We start from the raw sequence: 18,111 nt of genomic DNA, 5'->3' as shown, positions 1-18,111 counted from the left end.
CGGTGATCAGCTCTTTTCGGGCGGGAAAACCAGATTCAGAACAATCGCGGTAATGCCGCCTGCGGCGATACCGGACGAGAGTAAGTTCTTCAGCCAGTCAGGCGCAAATTGCAGGATCATAGGCTGCTGGGAAACGCCGAGGCCGACGGCTAAAGACAGGGCGATAATCAGGATCGCGCGGCGGTTCAGCGGTTCGCGAGAGACAATACGCACCCCGGAAGCCGCGATGGTACCGAACATCACCAGCGTCGCGCCGCCGAGAACCGGCTCAGGAATATGCTGTACGAAACCGCTCACCGCAGGGAACAGGCCGAGCACGATAAGCATCAGCGCCACCACAAAACCGACGTAGCGGCTAGCGACGCCAGTCAGCTGGATAACACCGTTGTTCTGCCCAAAGCAGGAGTTCGGGAAGGTGTTGAAAATCGCTGATACGCAGGAGTTCAGGCCGTTCGCCAGCACGCCGCCTTTCAGGCGTTTCATATAGATCGGGCCGGAGACAGGTTGTTCGGAGACGTCAGACGTTGCCGTAATGTCGCCGATGGTTTCCAGCGAGGTAATCATGAACACCAGCATCAGCGGCAGCAGCAGGTTCCAGTCGATGCCGAGCCCGTAATAGAGTGGGGTCGGAACCATAATCACCGGGCTGTTGGTCGGCGCGGTTTCAGGCAGCATGCCCATAAACCAGGCTGCGGCGTAACCGGCCGCCATCGCGATCACCAGCGAGGCAATGCGCAGGTACGGGTTACGTTGGCGGTTAAGAACGATGATGATCGCCAGTACGATGCCCGCCAGCAGCAGGTTTTTCGGTGCGCCGAAAGTGTGGTCAGCCATTGCAGCGTAGCCCCCGCCAATGGAAGTCAGGCCAACCTGAATCAACGACAGGCCGATAATCATTACCACCACGCCGGAAACCAGCGGTGTAATCACGCGGCGGGCCAGGTGCAGCACGCGGGACAGCGCCATTTCGGTAAAGCTTGCCAGCATCAACGTGCCAAACAGTGCCGCCATCATTGTTGGCACATCCGCGCCGCCGGTTTTCAGCGCGGTACCGCCCATAATTAACGGGGCCACGAAGTTAAAGCTGGTGCCCTGAATCGACAGCAGTCCGGAGCCAACCGGGCCCCACGCTTTTATTTGAATGACGGATGCGACACCTGAAGCAAACAGCGACATACTGATAATGTGTTGTGTATCTTCTGCCGGTAAACCGAGCGCCTGACAAATCAGCAGGGCCGGGGTTATCACCGCGACGAACATCGCCAGCAGGTGCTGGAAGGCGGCGAACAGGGTCTGCGCGAGCGGTGGGCGGTCTTCGAGGCGGTAGATTAGTTCACTGTTCTGCGTCTGCGCAATCGGTTGCGCATTTTCAGCTTCGAGAGTGTTCACTGACATTTCAGAGGCGATCCCGTGGTGGAAAAGGGGGGATTTTAGCGGACTGCCAGGCAAAAGCAAACGGTTGCTTTCAATATATTAAGGAAGCATAACTACTCAGTTTTTTATGCTGTTTTTGTACGTTTTGTCGCAAATTTCGCCGCTTCTGACATTTTTTTCTGTCATTTTTCACTGCGTTTTGCGTAAAATCCGGCTCCTGCTAATAACGATGAGAACATTCACTACAGGTATTCACGTCGCTAAAATTGGATTATGCGCTAACAAGGAGCTTCTATGTTTCATCTCGATACGCTATCGACGCTTGTTGCGGCAACGCTGGTGTTGTTGTTAGGACGCAAACTTGTCCATACCGTTCCCCTCTTCAAGAAATACACAATCCCTGAACCCGTCGCAGGTGGTCTGCTGGCTGCGCTGGCGCTGCTGGTGCTGAAAAAGAGCATGGGCTGGGAAATCGATTTCGATATGAGCCTGAAAGATCCGCTGATGATGGCTTTCTTTGCCACCATTGGCCTGAACGCCAATCTTGCGAGCCTGCGCACCGGCGGCAAAGTGGTCGGCACGTTCCTGATTGTGGTGGTAGGGCTGCTGCTGATGCAGAACGCCATCGGGATTGGTATGGCGAAAATGCTGGGGCTGGATCCGCTGATGGGCCTGTTGGCCGGTTCGATTACGCTTTCCGGTGGTCATGGCACCGGTGCGGCCTGGAGTAAGCTGTTCGTCGAACGTTATGGTTTCGCCAATGCCACCGAAGTGGCGATGGCCTGTGCGACCTTTGGTCTGGTGCTGGGTGGCCTGATTGGCGGCCCGGTGGCGCGTTATCTGGTGAAACACTCCTCTACACCGGACGGTAAACCGGACGATCTGGAAGTGCCAACGGCGTTCGAAAAGCCAGAAGTGGGTCGCATGATCACTTCTTTAGTGCTGATTGAAACCATTGCGCTGATTGCTATCTGTCTTACCGTCGGGAAAATCGTTGCGCAATTGCTGGTGGGCACCACGTTTGAGCTGCCGACCTTCGTCTGCGTGCTGTTTGTCGGGGTTATCCTCAGTAATGGTCTGGCAGTGCTGGGCTTCTATCGCGTGTTTGAACGTGCGGTATCGGTGCTCGGGAACGTGTCGCTGTCGTTGTTCCTGGCAATGGCGCTGATGAGTCTCAGGTTGTGGGAGCTTGCTTCTCTGGCGCTGCCGATGCTGGCTATTCTGGCGGTGCAAACCGTAGCGATGGCGCTGTACGCGGTGTTCGTAACCTATCGCATGATGGGCAAAAACTATGATGCAGCGGTGCTGGCGGCGGGTCACTGTGGATTTGGTCTGGGGGCGACACCAACGGCGATTGCCAATATGCAGGCCATCACTGAACGTTTCGGTCCGTCGCACATGGCGTTCCTGGTGGTGCCAATGGTCGGCGCATTCTTTATTGATATCGTGAATGCGTTGGTGATCAAACTGTACCTGTTGTTGCCTATGTTTGCATAGCGATACGGCATCGAGCAGAAACAAAAAGGCCGGGGGATTATCCCCGGCCTTTTTTATGGCTCAAACGGTCAGGCTTAATCGTGATCTTCCCACGCCATGGCGCGCTTCACCGCTTTCTGCCAGCCGCTGTAACGGTAGTTACGCTCGGTGGTTTCAATCCCCGGACGGAATTCACGTTCGATCACCGCTTTTTCCTTCAGTTCGTCCAGATTCTGCCAGAAGCCTACCGCCAGGCCAGCGAGATACGCTGCGCCGAGCGCCGTGACTTCACGCACTTCCGGACGCTCAACGCGCGTGCCGAGAATGTCTGACTGGAACTGCATCAGGAAATTGTTGGCAACTGCACCGCCATCCACGCGCAGGGCGTGCAGACGAATACCGGAGTCGGCCTGCATCGCTTCCAGCACGTCGCGAGTCTGATAGGCGATGGATTCGAGCGTGGCGCGAATAATGTGATTCGAGTTCACGCCGCGCGTCAGGCCGAATATTGCGCCACGGGCATACGGGTCCCAGTATGGCGCACCGAGGCCGGTAAATGCCGGAACCACGTATACGCCGTTGGTGTCGTTCACCTTGGTCGCAAAATATTCGGAATCGAAAGCATCGTTAATCAGCTTCATTTCGTCACGCAGCCACTGAATGGATGCACCCGCCATGAATACTGCGCCTTCCAGGGCGTAATTCACTTCGCCTTTCGGGCCACAAGCGATGGTGGTCAGCAGGCCGTGTTCTGATTTAACGGCGGTTTCACCGGTGTTCATCAGCATAAAGCAGCCTGTGCCGTAGGTATTTTTCGCCATCCCTTCTTTGACGCAAAGCTGGCCAAACAGCGCCGCCTGCTGGTCACCGGCGATCCCGGCGATTGGAATACGCGTGCCGCCTTTACCGCCGATGTTGGTCTGGCCGTACACTTCGGATGATTTACGCACTTCTGGCAGCATCGCGCGTGGGATATCCAGCGCCTCGAGCATTTTGTCGTCCCAGTCCAGTTCGTGAATATTGAACAGCATGGTGCGCGAGGCGTTTGTGTAGTCGGTAACGTGTACACGGCCCTGAGTCATACGCCAGATAAGCCAGGTGTCAACGGTACCGAACAGCAGTTCGCCACGTTTAGCCCGCTCACGCGCGCCTTCCACGTGGTCGAGGATCCACTTCACTTTGGTGCCGGAGAAGTACGGGTCAATCACCAGCCCGGTTGTGCTGCGCACGTAGTCTTCCATACCGTCACGCTTGAGCTGCTCGCAGATATCCGCCGTACGACGGCACTGCCAGACGATGGCGTTGTAAATCGGCTTACCGGTTTCTTTATCCCAGACGATGGCGGTTTCACGCTGGTTGGTGATGCCGATAGCCGCCACTTCATCGGAACTGATGTCGGCTTTTGCCAGCACTTCAATCAGGGTGGAACTCTGGGAAGCCCAGATCTCCATCGGGTCGTGCTCAACCCAGCCTGGCTTAGGATAAATTTGTTCGAATTCGCGCTGCGAAACGCTGACGATATTGGCGTCGTGATCCATGACAACGGCGCGGGAGCTGGTTGTACCCTGGTCGAGTGCAACGATGTATTTTTTGTCAGTCATAATGCTAAGTCCCGTAGTCAGATTACAGCGAAGCTTTGTGTTGTGTGGTGCTGGCGGTGGTTTCGTTTTCTTCCACCTCGCAGACGTCGCACGGTAAATTGCGGCCAATCAGCTTGCGATAGCCGAATGCGCCCAGCGATGCGCCGACGATCGGTGCGAGCAGCGGCACCACGAAATACGGAATGTCTTTGCCGCCAGTAAAGGCCACTTCACCCCAGCCTGCAAGCCAGGCGAAGGTTTTCGGGCCGAGGTCACGAGCCGGGTTCATAGCAAAGCCGGTCAGTGGTCCCATTGATGCGCCGATAATCGCGATCAGAAGGCCAATCAACAACGGGGCTAGCGGGCCACGTGGAACACCGTTACCGTCATCCGTGAGCGCAAGAATCAGACCCATCAGGATAGCGGTAATGACCATTTCTACCGCGAAGGCCTGCACAAAATTGATATGTGGGTTCGGGTAAGTCGAGAAAATACCTGCCAGCTCAAGACTTTCGACACTGCCGCGCACCATATTGTGCGTGTGTTCGAAGTCATAGAAAAGATTGTAATAAAGCCCGTAAACTAACGCCGCTGCGCAAAACGCACCGGCAAATTGAGAAAAGATAAAGGGTACTACTTTACGCCCGTCGAAACAGGCAAACAGCCAGAGAGCAATGGTCACCGCCGGATTGAGATGTGCGCCGGAAACACCTGCTGTCAGGTAAATGGCCATCGCCACACCCAAACCCCAGATAATACTGATTTCCCACTGACCGAAGCTCGCGCCTGCAACTTTAAGCGCGGCGACGCATCCAACACCGAAGAAGATCAACAGCCCGGTACCGAGAAACTCGGCAATGCACTGGCCTTTTAAGGTTGATGTTTGGCTCATGATTGGATCCTGAAGATTCGTTGATGATTATTGTGAACATGGAGGTCGAAGACGACCACGCTGCCATGTAGGCATAATGTTAATTTATCGTTAACGAACAAAAACGAGAAATATCGAAATCAAAATATGTGTGCTGCGTCAATAAAATGAGCGTTTTCGCGCGAAAAAGTGCGCGTTATGACCCTTGTCAACCTGATATAAGAATCATTTATTTAACGAATGGATTAACAATTTAGGGGGATTTGCGACGAACGCTCCAGGTATAGCCTGAAAAGTGTTGCAAACCACGATCTGAGCGCCCTTGCGCTGGACAGGGAGAGCGGCGCTCCATACAATCGGATGCATAGCAGTGCGCTTACTTACGTTAAGGCGTCGCCGGGGTTCCGGGACGAGTTCAACGCCTTGCAAATTCAGGAGAGGTATGACGATGTCATTAGAAGTGTTTGAGAAACTGGAATCCAAAGTACAGCAGGCGATTGATACTATCACTCTGCTGCAGATGGAAATTGAAGAGCTGAAAGAGAAGAACAATGCACTGTCGCAGGAAGTGCATAACGCGCAAAACGGTCGTGAAGATCTGGAGCGCGAAAACAACCAACTGAAAGAACAGCAGCACGGCTGGCAGGAGCGTCTGCAGGCGCTGCTGGGCCGCATGGAAGAAGTTTAAATTCCCCCAACACCCTTCTTCGGAAGGGTGTTTTGCTTTCGCCTCTTTATACCCTCAAGTTATAGCCAATCTTTTTTTATTCTTTAATCATCGGTTCTGTTTCTGGCAGGCTACGCTCATCACATCACCACACATGAGAGCAGTCGATGAACAAATTAGGCCTCGGGTTAACGCTTCTGCTGGCATCTGCTGGCGTTCTGGCAAAAGACATTCAGCTACTGAACGTATCGTACGATCCAACACGCGAGCTGTACGACAACTATAACAAAGCATTCAGCGCTTACTGGAAAAAACAAACCGGCGACAACGTGGTGATTCGTCAGTCGCATGGCGGTTCCGGTAAACAGGCGACGTCGATCATCAACGGTATCGAGGCCGATGTGGCGACCCTGGCGCTGGCCTATGATGTGGATGCCATCGCTGCTCGCGGTCGTATCGACAAAAATTGGATCAAACGTCTGCCGGACAACTCCGCGCCGTACACTTCGACCATCGTGTTCCTGGTGCGCAAAGGCAACCCGAAACACATTCATGACTGGAATGACCTGGTGAAGCCGGGCCTGTCGGTGATTACGCCGAACCCGAAAAGCTCCGGCGGCGCGCGCTGGAACTATCTGGCGGCGTGGGGCTACGCTCTGCATCACAACAACAACGACCAGGCCAAAGCGCAGGACTTCGTAAAAGCGCTGTATAAGAACGTGGAAGTGCTGGATTCCGGCGCCCGTGGCTCGACCAACACCTTCGTTGAACGCGGGATCGGCGACGTGCTGATTGCCTGGGAAAACGAAGCGCTGCTGGCGACCAACGAACTGGGCAAAGATAAGTTTGAAATCATCACCCCGAGCGAATCTATCCTGGCTGAGCCGACCGTTTCCGTGGTCGACAAAGTGGTGGATAAGAAAGGCACGCGCCCGGTTGCCGAAGCGTATCTGAAGTACCTCTATTCCCCGGAAGGTCAGGATATCGTGGCGAAAAACTATTATCGTCCACGTGACCCGGCAGTGGCGAAAAAATACGAAGCTGAATTCCCGAAACTGAAGCTGTTTACCATCGACCAGGAATTTGGCGGTTGGGCAAAAGCGCAGAAAGATCACTTCTCCAACGGCGGGACGTTTGACCAAATCAGTCAGCGTTAACGGCGATACTCATTACGGCCCTGCGGGGCCGTTTTTCTTTGGTCATCTTTTTGCGCTACCCTTTCGCTTCAGAGCTTTTACAGGGACCGAAAAATGAAGCGCATCAACTATCTGATTCTGACGCTAGTTATTGTGGTGGGCGGAGCGGCCGCAGGCGGCTGGTACTGGCTGCATGCCGGGAATCCGGATGCCTTACGCCATTTCGTTATCGACCAGTGCGTGCCTCATCAACAGGAGAGCCAGTCTCCGGCCCCGTGTGCTTCGGTGAACCTGAAGGGCGGCTATGCGTTATTCAAGGACCGCAACGGCCCGTTGCAGTATCTGTTGATGCCGACGTACCGGATTAACGGCACCGAAAGCCCGTTATTGCTGGATCCTCACACCCCCAACTTTTTCTGGCAGGCCTGGCAAAACCGTCAGTTCATGAGCGTTCTCCACGGTTCGCCGGTGCCGGATTCCGCCGTGTCGCTGACCATAAATTCGCGTACCGGACGCACGCAGAATCATTTCCATATCCATATCTCCTGCCTGCGGCCTGATGTGCGTGCGAAGCTGAATGACAGCATGGAGTCGATTAGCACTCGCTGGCTGCCGCTGCCAGGGGGATTGCGCAATCATCAATATCTGGCCCGCCGCGTGACCGAGAATGAGCTGGTGCAGAAAAGTCCGTTCCTGATGTTGGCAGACGAAGTTCCACAAGCGCGCGACCATATGGGCCGCTTCGCACTGGCGATGGTGCAGCAGAGTGACGGTACGTTTGTGCTGTTAGCGACCGAGCGCGACGTGCTCACGCTGAACCGTGCATCTGCCGAGGAAATCCAGGATCATCGCTGCGAAATTCTGAAATAAGCCCACCATTTTTGGTGCTGGATTATCAGTGGTACTCGCTGCTCAGCAAGCAATAAAAAAAGGTTCATCGCGCCTTACCGGGGAACGCTGCTTTTATCTTCATAAAAAAGTAGTCGTTATCCCGGTATCCATAAGCCATCCGTTTTATCACTTTGATCCTGTTGTTCATTCCCTCAAGTACGCTGGTATTCAGATGATGCGTGGCACTGGCGATTATGCCGCTCACATAGCCCTTCAGCTTATCCGCGAACTGCTGTAACGCTTTGATGCCACTTTCCTGCGACTGCCTGTACCACTCATTCCAGCGACGCTGCGCAACGTCTTTATCCGGGGCATACCACAGCTCTTTCAGGGCTGTTTTCATCACATACACCGTATTTAACGGCTGGTTCGCCGCCAGCAACTCTGCCAGTTTCACCTCATGCCCGGCCGGCAGGTTCTCTGGATTACGCAACAGCAACCAGCGGCTGCGTTTGATAACCTTCCGCGCCTTACTGTTGTCACGCAACTGATTCGCCTGGTCGACCCTCACTCTGTCGATGACTTCCCGGCCGAACTTCGCCACCACATGGAACAGGTCATACACCACTTCCGCCTGCGGGCACTGCGCTCTCACCTCCAGGTCCAGTGCCGTATTCATATCCATCGCGACAGATTCGATAGCGGCACATCCTTCCGGGCCCAGCCAGGTGAAGAACGGACGGAAGGCTACCCGGGTAAGAGATTCCACCCAGGTCGCTAACGAGGACGTGTAACGTTGCCGTTCGGGCAACCATGAGATGCGCTCAGTGGCAATCCCGCAGCGGGAGCAGCGCAGGCGGCGGACGGGAAGCAGGAGTGTGACGCGCCAGTGGAGTAAATCGCGTTCACGTATCCGTCGCACAGAGACATCATGGACAGCACAGTCTCTGCAGCCACATCGACGGCAGGACGGCGCAAAACCGGGGTCAGGCCGGAGCGTAATAAGCAGAGCATCCGGTGCAGGATGAGTGAAGGAATCAACAGTGAAACCTTCCCAAAAGAGGGAAGAAAGATTAGCATTCATGGCAGACGGCGGTTGAGTGGCTGGTTAGTGTTTTGGCGAATACAAAACTAACCACTTTTACCGCCGTTTTCTATTGGTTCACGCTTAACCGCGATGAACCTAAAAAAAGCCCGGTAGCGTGCGCGACCGGGCCTGATTCGTTAGCGTGAGGAATTACGCTTTTTTAGCGGCTTCAGCTGCTTTAACGATAACTGCGAAAGCGTCAGCTTTCAGAGATGCACCGCCAACCAGCGCGCCGTCAATGTCCGGCTGGGTGAACAGTTCAGCAGCGTTAGCTGCGTTTACGGAACCGCCGTACTGAATGATAACTTGCTCAGCCACTTTCGCGTCTGCTTTAGCAATGTGATCACGGATGAATTTGTGAACTGCCTGAGCCTGCGCAGGAGTTGCAGATTTGCCAGTACCAATTGCCCATACTGGTTCGTAAGCGATAACAACACCTTCGAATGCTGCTGCGCCCTGAGTTTTCAGCACTGCGTCGATCTGACGTGCGCAAACTTCTTCAGTTTTGCCTGCTTCGTTTTCTGCTTCAGTTTCACCGATGCACAGAACCGGTACCAGACCCTGCTCTTTCAGCACGGCGAATTTCTTGGCGATCAGTTCGTCAGATTCTTTGTGGTAAGTACGACGCTCAGAGTGACCGATGATGATGTATTTCGCACCGATATCTTTCAGCATTTCCGCAGAGGTTTCACCGGTGAATGCGCCGGACAGGTTCAGGTCAACGTTCTGCGCGCCCACGATGATGTGGCTGCCGCCAGCGGCACGAATAGCCAGGTCGAGGTACATTTCTGGTGGCGCGATAGCAACGCCACAACCGGTTACGCCACTCAGCTCTGTACGCAGGTTAGCAACCAGCTCGTTCACCATGTGGCGGCTGCCGTTCAGTTTCCAGTTACCCATCACTAAAGGATGTCGCATTTGAATTCTCCACGCTACTTAAGCGAATTAAGGAAGATGGCCACCCCTCAGGGCAGCATGGTCTGTGAAACAGTATAGAGATTCGGCGCTGGAAAGGCTTTGCTTTTTGTCATTTATTGTTGCTTTCGAGCGTCTCAGCCAGGGCCAGCTTAATCGGTTCAACAGCGAAGGTCAGACCCTTTTCGCCGTTATCTGCGACCACATAGCGAAGCGCACCTTCACTGCTGGTGTAGTAGCGTTTGTTCTTTCCGGCGGAGAGGAGTTTTTGCAGCTTTTGCAGACTTTGCGCTTTGGTAATCGCCGGGGTGAAGACGCGCAAAACCGCGCCCATATATTCCAGCGCTTTCGCCCTGGCGGCCTTTTGTTCCGGGCCCTGAATCGGCAGCCAGGTTATCTGCATCGATTTAATCTTCAGCGTGCCACGTTCAAGAGCCGTGGAGGCGTACAAATTTTCATTAATTTTGCTGGCGGCACGGGTGAGGCTCAGCTGATCGCGACTGGTCGTAATGGAGTGGAATTCGTTTAGCGTGAGTGACGGATTATCTGCGTTAAACTTCTCGCGAAACTGGCTAATGGACAGATCAAACGTCGGTGAACCCGAGAGCAGGTAAGGCGCTGTGGTGGATTCGCCCGTTTCAGCCGACAGCGCGTTTTGGCCGACAGCCAGCGCTGTAAGCCCAATCAAACACAAAGTCAGCCATTTCGTCATGTACACCACCTAAGATTTTTTCCTGGGGATGATTAAAACGGTAAACCGCCCCGCTTGTCAAAAAGAGACCACTTCAGGGTAAACTACGTGGTATTACGATGATAAGGAATTTTCCATGACCCTACAGCAGTGGTTATTTTCGATTAATGGGCGTATTGGGCGCCGTGATTTTTGGATCTGGATAGGCATTTGGGTGCTGGCGATGATTGTGCTGTTCACCCTCGCGGGCAGTGGTTTACTGAATCTGCAAACCGCCGCGTTTGCGCTGGTGTGCCTGCTCTGGCCGACGGCAGCTGTGACCGTTAAACGCCTGCATGACCGGGGTAAATCAGGCATCTGGGCGCTGTTGATGATCCTCGCGTGGATGCTTCTCGCCGGTAACTGGGCGGTGCTGCCGGGTGTCTGGCAGTGGGGCGTAGGCCGCTTTATTCCGACCCTGATTATGGTGATGATGCTTATCGACCTGGGCGCGTTCGTTGGAACCCAGGGCGAAAATAAGTTCGGAAAAGAAACGATTGCCGTTAAATACCGCTGATCACCAGTAGTGTTCGGCCGTCATATGGCCCGGTCGGCGACGCAAATGTTTGGTCATCTGCCGGGAATCTTTCAGCAACTGCTGGGTATCACGCACCATCTGTGGGTTTCCGCACAGCATCACATGGCTGTTTTCGGTGGTCATCGTCAGGCCCACGGCCTCTTCCAGCGCTCCGCTTTCGATAAGCGCCGGTACGCGTCCGGTTAACGAGCCTGACACTTCCTCGCGGCTCACCACGGTTTGGATGCGCAGTTTCCCTTGGTACTGTTTTTGCAGTTCCAGCATCAACGGTAAATAGCTTAAATCGTGGGCATAACGTACCGCGTGCACCAACACGAAGTTGTTAAAACGCTCCAGATTTTTCCCTTCCTGCAGAATCGACAGATACGGGCCGAGCGCCGTGCCGGTCGCAAGCATCCACAGCGTATCGCAGTCTGGCACTTCATCCAGCACAAAGAAACCTGCCGCTTCGCTGACTAATTGCACTTCATCGCCGGGTTTGAGCGCCGCCAGACGCGGGCTGAGTTTGCCCTCTGGCACCGTCACCAGATAAAACTCGAGGTCAGGATTATTGGGCGCATTGACGTAGGAATAGGCGCGCTGGACGCGCTCGCCGTCAATTTCCAGCCCAAGCTTGGTGAATTGTCCGGCCGTGAAGGGGTGAACGGGGGCATGAACGGTGAGGCTGAACAGGGCGTCTGTCCAGTTCTCGACTTTGGTAACTTTACCTGTGACCCAATCCGCCATTATCTTCTCCTCGCTACGTTGATAGTCCTATCTTCGCTACCAGGAGGAAAGATTTCCAGCCCCGAAAGGCTGGAAAGCTCTATTGATCAAATATACCCGTCATACTTCAAGCTGCATCTTTGTTGGCTGCGTCCGCTCGCCCCAGTCACTTACTTGTGTAAGTTCTTGGGGACTCACGGACTTGCCGCCTCAATGCAACTCGAATTATTTAGGGCATATCAGAGGATGTGCAGCTGGATTTCCGGATCTTTGCGGTCGAGATAGTGAATCGACTGAATGCGGCGGATGGTGCGCGATTTACCGCGGATCATCAGCGTTTCGGTGGTGGCGATATTGCCCTTGCGGGTAATGCCGTCCAGCAGGTCGCCTTTAGTGATGCCGGTGGCGGAGAAAATAACGTTGTCGCTGCGGGCCATTTCGTCGAGGCGCAACACTTTCCCGGCTTCGATACCCATCGCTGCACAGCGCTCGAGTTCGTTTTCGCCAATGCGACGGTTTTCCGGCGAGTCGCCTTTAACGTCGTGGCGTGCCAGCAGACGGCCGTGCATATCGCCGTCCAGTGCGCGGATAACCGCGGCAGACACCACGCCTTCCGGCGCGCCGCCAATCCCGTACAGCACATCAACTTCGCTGTCAGGCATGCAGGTCAGAATGGAGGCCGCAACGTCGCCGTCAGGGATGGCAAAAACGCGCACGCCGAGCTTTTGCATATCGGCAATCACCTGATCGTGGCGCGGTTTGGCAAGAATGGTAACGGTTAACTCAGACAGCGGCTTATCGAGCGCTTTCGCTACATTGCGCAAATTCTCTTCGAGCGGCAAATTGAGGTCGATAGCGCCTTTTGCGCCAGGGCCGACGATCAACTTTTCCATGTACATATCTGGAGCGTTCAGAAAACAGCCTTGATCGCCTACGGCCAGCACGGCCAGAGCGTTCGCCTGACCCATCGCGGTCATGCGGGTGCCTTCAATTGGATCCACGGCGATATCGACCGCATCACCGTTGCCAGTGCCGACCTGCTCGCCGATAAACAACATTGGGGCTTCGTCAATTTCGCCTTCGCCAATCACGATGGTGCCGTCGATATTGACCTTGTTGAGCATGATGCGCATGGCATTCACGGCGGCGCCGTCGGCGATATTTTTATCACCACGACCCAGCCATTTGTAACCGGCAAGCGCGGCGGCCTCGGTCACACGCGAAAATTCGATGGCAAGTTCTCGTCTCATAACATACTCGTTTTGGAAGCTAAGAATGGCACGCAGCCCAAAAGGCTACGCGTTGGAATAACGTTCGGTTTCCGGCATCCAGCGCTCAATTAACGCCAGTGCCTGCGGCGGGTATTTGTCATGAATATGACGGGCGATGCGTTGAACGTCCGGGATCATCGCCTGATCACGCAGCAAATCGGCGACTTTGAATTCAGCCGCGCCGGTCTGACGGGTGCCGAGCATCTCGCCCGGGCCGCGAATTTCGAGATCTTTTTGCGCAATCACAAAGCCGTCGTTGCTGTCGCGTAATACCTGCAGGCGTTTCTGCGCCGTTTTCGACAGCGGTGCTTTATAGAGTAGTACACAGTGAGAGGCGACCGCTCCGCGTCCCACACGGCCACGCAGCTGGTGCAGCTGCGCCAGGCCCAGACGCTCCGGGTTTTCGATAATCATCAGGCTGGCGTTTGGCACGTCCACCCCGACTTCAATCACCGTGGTGGCGATAAGCAATTGCAGCTCGCCCTGCTTGAAAGCCTGCATCACCGCCTGCTTTTCAGCCGGCTTCATGCGTCCGTGGACGAGACCAATATTTAGCTCTGGCAGCGCAATTTTCAGCTCTTTCCACGTGGCTTCTGCCGCCTGCGCTTCCAGCAAATCAGACTCTTCAATCAGCGTGCAGACCCAATAAGCCTGACGGCCTTCCTGCATACAGGCATTGCGCACGCGTTCGATAATTTCGTGGCGACGGGTATCACCAATGGCGACCGTCGTGACGGGCGTACGACCCGGCGGCATTTCGTCGATAACCGACGTGTCGAGATCGGCATACGCGGTCATCGCCAGGGTGCGGGGAATTGGCGTGGCGGTCATGATCAGCTGATGTGGATGGAAACCCTGCTGCTGGCCTTTTTCCCACAGCGCCAGACGCTGATGAACGCCGAAGCGGTGCTGTTCGTCGATAATAACCAGCGCCAGGCCGTTAAACTGAACCTGCTCCTGGAAAATGGCATGGGTGCCGACCACCATTTGTACCTGACCGCTGGCAATGGCTTCCTGTTGCGCCTGACGTGCTTTGCCCTTTTGCTTGCCCGCCAGCCAGCCCACTTCAATACCCAATGGTGCAAACCAGTTACGGAAGTTGGTGGCGTGCTGCTCGGCTAACAGTTCCGTCGGCGCCATCAGCCCGACCTGTTTGCCATTGGCGATTGCTCTTAACGCAGCGAGGGCAGCAACCAGCGTTTTCCCGGAACCGACGTCGCCCTGAACGAGGCGCATCATCGGGATATCCTGGGCTAAATCTTTTTCGATTTCTGCCACCACGCGGGCCTGAGCCCCGGTTGGCTTAAATGGCAGCGCGGCGAGAAGACCATTTTTCAGATCGTCCTTCGGGCCCAGCGGTTCGGCGTGATAACGCTGTGCGCCCGCACGAAGTGCAAGCATGCTCAGGTTATGTGCCAACAGCTCTTCCATAATCAGACGGCGCTGTGCCGGATGCTGGCCGCTTTCTAAATCAGTCAATTGCAACGACGGCGGCGGGCGGTGCAGGGTGCGCAATGCTTCCGGCAGACTCATCAAACCCTGCACCAGTTCCGGCGGCAGCAGTTCCGCGATGGCGCAGGTATCAAGTAAATCCAGCGCCTGATCGGTCAGCTTACGCAGCGTAGCCTGGCGCACACCTTCGGTGGTTGGATAGACCGGCGTCAGCGTTTCCTGCAGCGCCGGCTCGCTCATATCACCCTGCACGCGATATTCCGGGTGGATCATCTCTGCGCCGTATTTCCCACGCTTTGCTTCACCGTAGGCCAGCACGCGGCGGCCCGTGGCGAGACTGTTTTTCATCGCCGCGTTGAAATTGAAAAAGCGCATGGTGAGGATGCCAGTGCCGTCGCTTATCTGGCAGGTCATCATTCGGCGGCCGCCGAAAGTGATATTGCTGTTGAGAACTTCGCCTTCAACCGTGGCGTAGATGCCCGGCAGCAGGTCATTGATAGGGTAAAGTTGGGTTCGGTCTTCGTAACGCAGCGGTAAGTGCAGGAGCAAATCCTGCACGTTGTGCAGACCGATTTTAGCCAGTTTGCTGGTCTGCGCTGCGCCAACGCCAGTGAGTGCGCTCAGCGGGACGGCATCCAGCAGACGGCCTCCCATGGCTTATTTCGCCGCCTGCATGACAGACCACCACTGCGCATCGGCCTCTATTTCCCCACGCTCGTTGACGTGTGGGTAAGGCAGATTTTTACGCCTGGAGACGTGTGCCAGCACCGGGTAGCCGCCTTCGAACAACAGGCGCTGTTGTTCTTCTTGCGGCAACATACTGCTTTCGCGCAGGTACATGCCTGCGTTTTGCCGCTGGCGCTGGGCTTCATAGAGAATAAGGGCTGAGGCGACCGAAACGTTCAGCGACTGCACCATGCCGGTCATTGGGATAATGATGTCCTGGTCGGCGAGGTCTAATGCTTCCTGAGTAATGCCGGTTTTTTCCTGACCCATCAAAATACAGGTCGGTCGCGTGTAATCTATTTCGCGAAAATCTACAGCTTTATCAGAGAGATGAGTTGCCAGTATTTGCATGCCACGGCCTTTCAGCGTGGCGACGGCATCGCTAATGGTCGGGTGGGTTTTGACCTGCACCCAACTGTTGCTGCCTGCAGCACTGGAAACCATGGTGCGCATGCGGTTCCCTGGCCAGACGGCGTGGACTTCGTGCACGCCAACGGCATCGGCAGTGCGAATGATTGCCGAGACATTATGGGGTTTGTGGACTTGCTCCATACAGACGGTCAGGTCAGGCTGACGCCTGGCGAGCATCTCACAGATACGCTCATAACGTTTTGGGTTCATTGAACTAGTTTCTGTTGCGGGTGACTTTAATCACATCAGGCATAACGCGAATTTTGCGCATGATGTTGGCCAGATGGACGCGATCGCGTGCCGTCAGACGAATGAAGGCGCTGTAAACGCGACCATCTTTCTCTTCCGTATTCAGGCTCTGAATATTGGACGAGGCGGTGTTGATCGCGGCGGTAAGGTTCGCCAGCGCACCTTGATGGTTGAACATATCCACCTTAATTTCGGTGATAAATTCCTGTTCGGTCTCTTTATCCCACTCCACGGCCATGAATTTTTCCGGCTCTTTCTGGTAACCGCGAATATTTCGGCACGACTCGTGGTGGATAACCAGCCCTTTGCCCGGGCTGACGTGGGCAATGATCGGATCGCCTGGAATTGGACGGCAGCATTTTGCGAAGGTTATCAGTATGCCATCGGCGCCTTTAATCGGCAGATGACCGTGACCCGACGGCGTTGGCTGCTGCGCTGCACCGGCTTCGCCTTGCTGTAAGTTCTTCGCGACTACCACGCTCATGGCGTTGCCCAGACCGATTTCGGCCAGCAGATCGTCAAGCGTGGCGAGTTTCATGCGGACTAATTCGCGGTGGATATTTTCCTGCTGAATTTCGGCGAGCTTGCGGCTGCCGCCGAGCGCATGGTTCAGCAGACGACGACCGAGACTGACGGAGTCATCGCGCTTCAGGTTTTTCAGCAGCTGACGGATTCTGGCGCGCGCTTTCGAGCTGACCACAAAGTTCAGCCACGCGGCATTCGGGCGTGCGCCCGGCGCGGTAATAATTTCGACCGTTTGCCCGCTGGTGAGCGGCTGCGACAACGGATAGGGTTGTCTGTCGACGCGGGCACCGACGCAGGCATGACCGATATCGGTATGGACCGCGTAGGCGAAATCGACCGGTGTCGCACCGGCTGGAAGTTCGACAATGCGGCCTTCCGGGGTGAAAACATAAATCTCATCCGGGAAGAGATCAGATTTTACGCTCTCGATAAATTCAAACGAGCTACCGGCACTCTGCTGCAGTTCGAGCAGGCTTTGCATCCAGCGCTGGGCGCGGATTTGTGCAGTGGTACTGCTTTCGCCATTCTCTTTGTATGCCCAGTGTGCGGCGACACCCATTTCTGCCATCACGTCCATGTCCTCGGTTCGAATCTGCACCTCAACTGGCACGCCGTGCGGGCCAATCATAGAGGTATGCAACGATTGATATCCGTTGGCTTTTGGAATCGCGATGTAGTCTTTCACCCGGCCAGGACGCGGCTTGTACAGGCTGTGCATCTGGCCCAGCACGCGGTAGCAGGTGTCGAAATCATGGACGATCACGCGGAAGGCGTAGATATCCATAATCGAGTGAAAACGCTGCTCTTTGAGCACCATTTTGCAGTAAATGGAGTAGAGATGCTTTTCACGGCCGCTGACGCGACACGGAATTCCCGCTTCCTGTAACCGTCCATCGATTTCAGAAAGGATCTTCTGAATCATCTCCTTACGGTTGCCACGTGCCGCTTTTACTACCTCTTTGATAACGCGGTAGCGGTTAGGATACAGCGCTTCAAAGCCCAGCTCTTCGAGCTCGGTTTTAATGTGATGAATACCTAAACGGTGCGCCAGCGGGCTGTAGATTTCCAGCGTTTCGCGGGCAATGCGGCGGCGTTTGTCCGGGCGAAGAGAGCCCAGGGTGCGCATATTGTGGGTACGGTCGGCAAGTTTGATGAGAATGACGCGGATATCCTGCACCATCGCCATAATCATCTTGCGAAAGTTTTCGGCTTGCGCCTCTTTCTTATCGCGGAACTTAAGCTTATCAAGCTTGGACACCCCTTCTACCAGTTCAGCAACGCTTTTGCCAAACAGCTGTTCCATATCCTGGTAGGTGGCGGGGGTATCTTCAATCACGTCATGCAGTAGGGCTGCCATCAGCGTTTCATAGTCGAGTTTCATCTCGGCCAGAATGCAGGCAACGGCTACCGGGTGCGTGATATAGGGTTCACCGCTTGAACGTGTCTGTCCCTCGTGAGCATCACGTGCAACGAGATAAGCCTGCTGAAGACGCTTAATCTGGTCTTCTGGCAGGTAAGTTTGAATCAGTTGATTCAGGCTCTCAAACAGATACAAGGGCGACCCGCA

The 18,111-nt window shown here is 55.0% G+C and carries 16 protein-coding genes; 5 read left to right on the top strand and 11 right to left on the bottom strand.

Translation table 11 applies throughout. The features are described 5' to 3' along the window. Nucleotides 1-6 precede the first annotated feature (6 nt). Nucleotides 7-1,395 carry a nucleobase:cation symporter-2 family protein gene (locus MUU47_RS14665; protein WP_258988900.1) on the bottom strand — a complete coding sequence of 463 codons (1,389 nt, stop codon included), beginning with the start codon at nucleotides 1,393-1,395 and terminating at the stop codon, nucleotides 7-9. A 273-nt stretch (nucleotides 1,396-1,668) separates the two neighbouring features. On the opposite strand from MUU47_RS14665, the gene gltS reads away from it, so the two are divergent. Next, entirely contained in the window at nucleotides 1,669-2,871 is a 1,203-nt protein-coding gene (gene gltS, locus MUU47_RS14660) for a sodium/glutamate symporter (RefSeq protein WP_159756972.1), read from the top strand. A gap of 74 nt (nucleotides 2,872-2,945) precedes the next feature. Here gltS and glpK read toward each other — a convergent pair whose 3' ends face one another. Then, nucleotides 2,946-4,451 (bottom strand): glycerol kinase GlpK, encoded by a 1,506-nt coding sequence (gene glpK / locus MUU47_RS14655; protein WP_159769011.1) that lies wholly within the window; start codon nucleotides 4,449-4,451, stop codon nucleotides 2,946-2,948. 22 nt (nucleotides 4,452-4,473) lie between these two features. Further along, the gene (locus MUU47_RS14650) at nucleotides 4,474-5,322 is read right to left on the bottom strand and encodes an MIP/aquaporin family protein (RefSeq protein WP_258980779.1); all 849 of its coding nucleotides are present in this window, start codon (nucleotides 5,320-5,322) and stop codon (nucleotides 4,474-4,476) included. A gap of 421 nt (nucleotides 5,323-5,743) precedes the next feature. Here MUU47_RS14650 and zapB point away from each other — a divergent pair, with 421 nt between their 5' ends. The 3 genes from zapB (at nucleotide 5,744) to MUU47_RS14635 (ending at nucleotide 7,974) form a co-directional block, all read left to right on the top strand. Next, complete coding sequence (gene zapB, locus MUU47_RS14645; protein ID WP_159756981.1) at nucleotides 5,744-5,989, top strand: septal ring assembly protein ZapB; 246 nt, start codon at nucleotides 5,744-5,746, stop codon at nucleotides 5,987-5,989. Nucleotides 5,990-6,135: 146 nt separating this feature from the next. Beyond that, the gene (locus tag MUU47_RS14640) at nucleotides 6,136-7,125 is read left to right on the top strand and encodes a sulfate ABC transporter substrate-binding protein (RefSeq protein WP_258988899.1); all 990 of its coding nucleotides are present in this window, start codon (nucleotides 6,136-6,138) and stop codon (nucleotides 7,123-7,125) included. Between the two features lie 93 nt (nucleotides 7,126-7,218). Then, nucleotides 7,219-7,974, top strand: a complete 756-nt coding sequence (locus MUU47_RS14635; protein WP_258988898.1) for a CDP-diacylglycerol diphosphatase — start codon at nucleotides 7,219-7,221, stop codon at nucleotides 7,972-7,974. A 64-nt stretch (nucleotides 7,975-8,038) separates the two neighbouring features. On the opposite strand, the gene MUU47_RS14630 is transcribed toward MUU47_RS14635, so the two are convergent. From MUU47_RS14630 to MUU47_RS14620, 3 genes are all read right to left on the bottom strand, one after another. Continuing rightward, nucleotides 8,039-9,019, bottom strand: coding sequence for a transposase (locus MUU47_RS14630; RefSeq protein ID WP_258988897.1), 981 nt, complete (start codon nucleotides 9,017-9,019; stop codon nucleotides 8,039-8,041). Between the two features lie 153 nt (nucleotides 9,020-9,172). Further along, on the bottom strand, nucleotides 9,173-9,940 hold the full coding sequence (tpiA, locus tag MUU47_RS14625) for a triose-phosphate isomerase (RefSeq protein ID WP_258988896.1): 768 nt from the start codon (nucleotides 9,938-9,940) through the stop codon (nucleotides 9,173-9,175). A gap of 109 nt (nucleotides 9,941-10,049) precedes the next feature. Continuing rightward, the gene (locus tag MUU47_RS14620) at nucleotides 10,050-10,649 is read right to left on the bottom strand and encodes a DUF1454 family protein (RefSeq protein ID WP_258988895.1); all 600 of its coding nucleotides are present in this window, start codon (nucleotides 10,647-10,649) and stop codon (nucleotides 10,050-10,052) included. Between the two features lie 115 nt (nucleotides 10,650-10,764). On the opposite strand from MUU47_RS14620, the gene MUU47_RS14615 reads away from it, so the two are divergent. Then, nucleotides 10,765-11,184 (top strand): DUF805 domain-containing protein, encoded by a 420-nt coding sequence (locus MUU47_RS14615; RefSeq protein ID WP_258988893.1) that lies wholly within the window; start codon nucleotides 10,765-10,767, stop codon nucleotides 11,182-11,184. Here MUU47_RS14615 and fpr read toward each other — a convergent pair whose 3' ends face one another. The 5 genes from fpr to spoT all read right to left on the bottom strand — a co-directional run bounded on the left by fpr (nucleotide 11,185) and on the right by spoT (nucleotide 18,099). Then, nucleotides 11,185-11,931, bottom strand: a complete 747-nt coding sequence (fpr, locus tag MUU47_RS14610) for a ferredoxin--NADP(+) reductase (RefSeq protein ID WP_258988892.1) — start codon at nucleotides 11,929-11,931, stop codon at nucleotides 11,185-11,187. Between the two features lie 218 nt (nucleotides 11,932-12,149). Continuing rightward, nucleotides 12,150-13,160 (bottom strand): class II fructose-bisphosphatase, encoded by a 1,011-nt coding sequence (glpX, locus tag MUU47_RS14605; protein ID WP_258988891.1) that lies wholly within the window; start codon nucleotides 13,158-13,160, stop codon nucleotides 12,150-12,152. 45 nt (nucleotides 13,161-13,205) lie between these two features. Then, nucleotides 13,206-15,287: an ATP-dependent DNA helicase RecG gene (recG, locus tag MUU47_RS14600; RefSeq protein WP_258988890.1), complete on the bottom strand. Its 2,082-nt coding sequence runs from the start codon at nucleotides 15,285-15,287 to the stop codon at nucleotides 13,206-13,208. A gap of 3 nt (nucleotides 15,288-15,290) precedes the next feature. Continuing rightward, nucleotides 15,291-15,980 (bottom strand): tRNA (guanosine(18)-2'-O)-methyltransferase TrmH, encoded by a 690-nt coding sequence (gene trmH / locus MUU47_RS14595; RefSeq protein ID WP_258988889.1) that lies wholly within the window; start codon nucleotides 15,978-15,980, stop codon nucleotides 15,291-15,293. Between the two features lie 4 nt (nucleotides 15,981-15,984). Further along, complete coding sequence (spoT, locus tag MUU47_RS14590) at nucleotides 15,985-18,099, bottom strand: bifunctional GTP diphosphokinase/guanosine-3',5'-bis pyrophosphate 3'-pyrophosphohydrolase (protein ID WP_258988888.1); 2,115 nt, start codon at nucleotides 18,097-18,099, stop codon at nucleotides 15,985-15,987. Nucleotides 18,100-18,111: the final 12 nt, after the last annotated feature.

The organism is Scandinavium hiltneri (genome assembly GCF_024764835.1).
In the GTDB taxonomy this organism is placed as follows: Bacteria; Pseudomonadota; Gammaproteobacteria; order Enterobacterales; family Enterobacteriaceae; genus Scandinavium; species Scandinavium hiltneri.
Note: the sequence above shows the minus strand (reverse complement) of the source record. Positions and strands in the feature narration are given on the sequence as shown.

What these genes read in the sequence shown, in the direction of transcription:
- MUU47_RS14665 (WP_258988900.1), bottom strand. Translation starts at nt 1,395, where the DNA reads ATGTCAGTGAACACTCTCGAAGCTGAAAATGCGCAACCGATTGCGCAG.
- trmH (WP_258988889.1), bottom strand. Translation starts at nt 15,980, where the DNA reads ATGAACCCAAAACGTTATGAGCGTATCTGTGAGATGCTCGCCAGGCGT.
- glpK (WP_159769011.1), bottom strand. Translation starts at nt 4,451, where the DNA reads ATGACTGACAAAAAATACATCGTTGCACTCGACCAGGGTACAACCAGC.
- MUU47_RS14630 (WP_258988897.1), bottom strand. Translation starts at nt 9,019, where the DNA reads ATGAATGCTAATCTTTCTTCCCTCTTTTGGGAAGGTTTCACTGTTGAT.
- fpr (WP_258988892.1), bottom strand. Translation starts at nt 11,931, where the DNA reads ATGGCGGATTGGGTCACAGGTAAAGTTACCAAAGTCGAGAACTGGACA.
- MUU47_RS14620 (WP_258988895.1), bottom strand. Translation starts at nt 10,649, where the DNA reads ATGACGAAATGGCTGACTTTGTGTTTGATTGGGCTTACAGCGCTGGCT.
- zapB (WP_159756981.1), top strand. Translation starts at nt 5,744, where the DNA reads ATGACGATGTCATTAGAAGTGTTTGAGAAACTGGAATCCAAAGTACAG.
- MUU47_RS14650 (WP_258980779.1), bottom strand. Translation starts at nt 5,322, where the DNA reads ATGAGCCAAACATCAACCTTAAAAGGCCAGTGCATTGCCGAGTTTCTC.
- gltS (WP_159756972.1), top strand. Translation starts at nt 1,669, where the DNA reads ATGTTTCATCTCGATACGCTATCGACGCTTGTTGCGGCAACGCTGGTG.
- glpX (WP_258988891.1), bottom strand. Translation starts at nt 13,160, where the DNA reads ATGAGACGAGAACTTGCCATCGAATTTTCGCGTGTGACCGAGGCCGCC.
- MUU47_RS14615 (WP_258988893.1), top strand. Translation starts at nt 10,765, where the DNA reads ATGACCCTACAGCAGTGGTTATTTTCGATTAATGGGCGTATTGGGCGC.
- recG (WP_258988890.1), bottom strand. Translation starts at nt 15,287, where the DNA reads ATGGGAGGCCGTCTGCTGGATGCCGTCCCGCTGAGCGCACTCACTGGC.
- MUU47_RS14640 (WP_258988899.1), top strand. Translation starts at nt 6,136, where the DNA reads ATGAACAAATTAGGCCTCGGGTTAACGCTTCTGCTGGCATCTGCTGGC.
- MUU47_RS14635 (WP_258988898.1), top strand. Translation starts at nt 7,219, where the DNA reads ATGAAGCGCATCAACTATCTGATTCTGACGCTAGTTATTGTGGTGGGC.
- tpiA (WP_258988896.1), bottom strand. Translation starts at nt 9,940, where the DNA reads ATGCGACATCCTTTAGTGATGGGTAACTGGAAACTGAACGGCAGCCGC.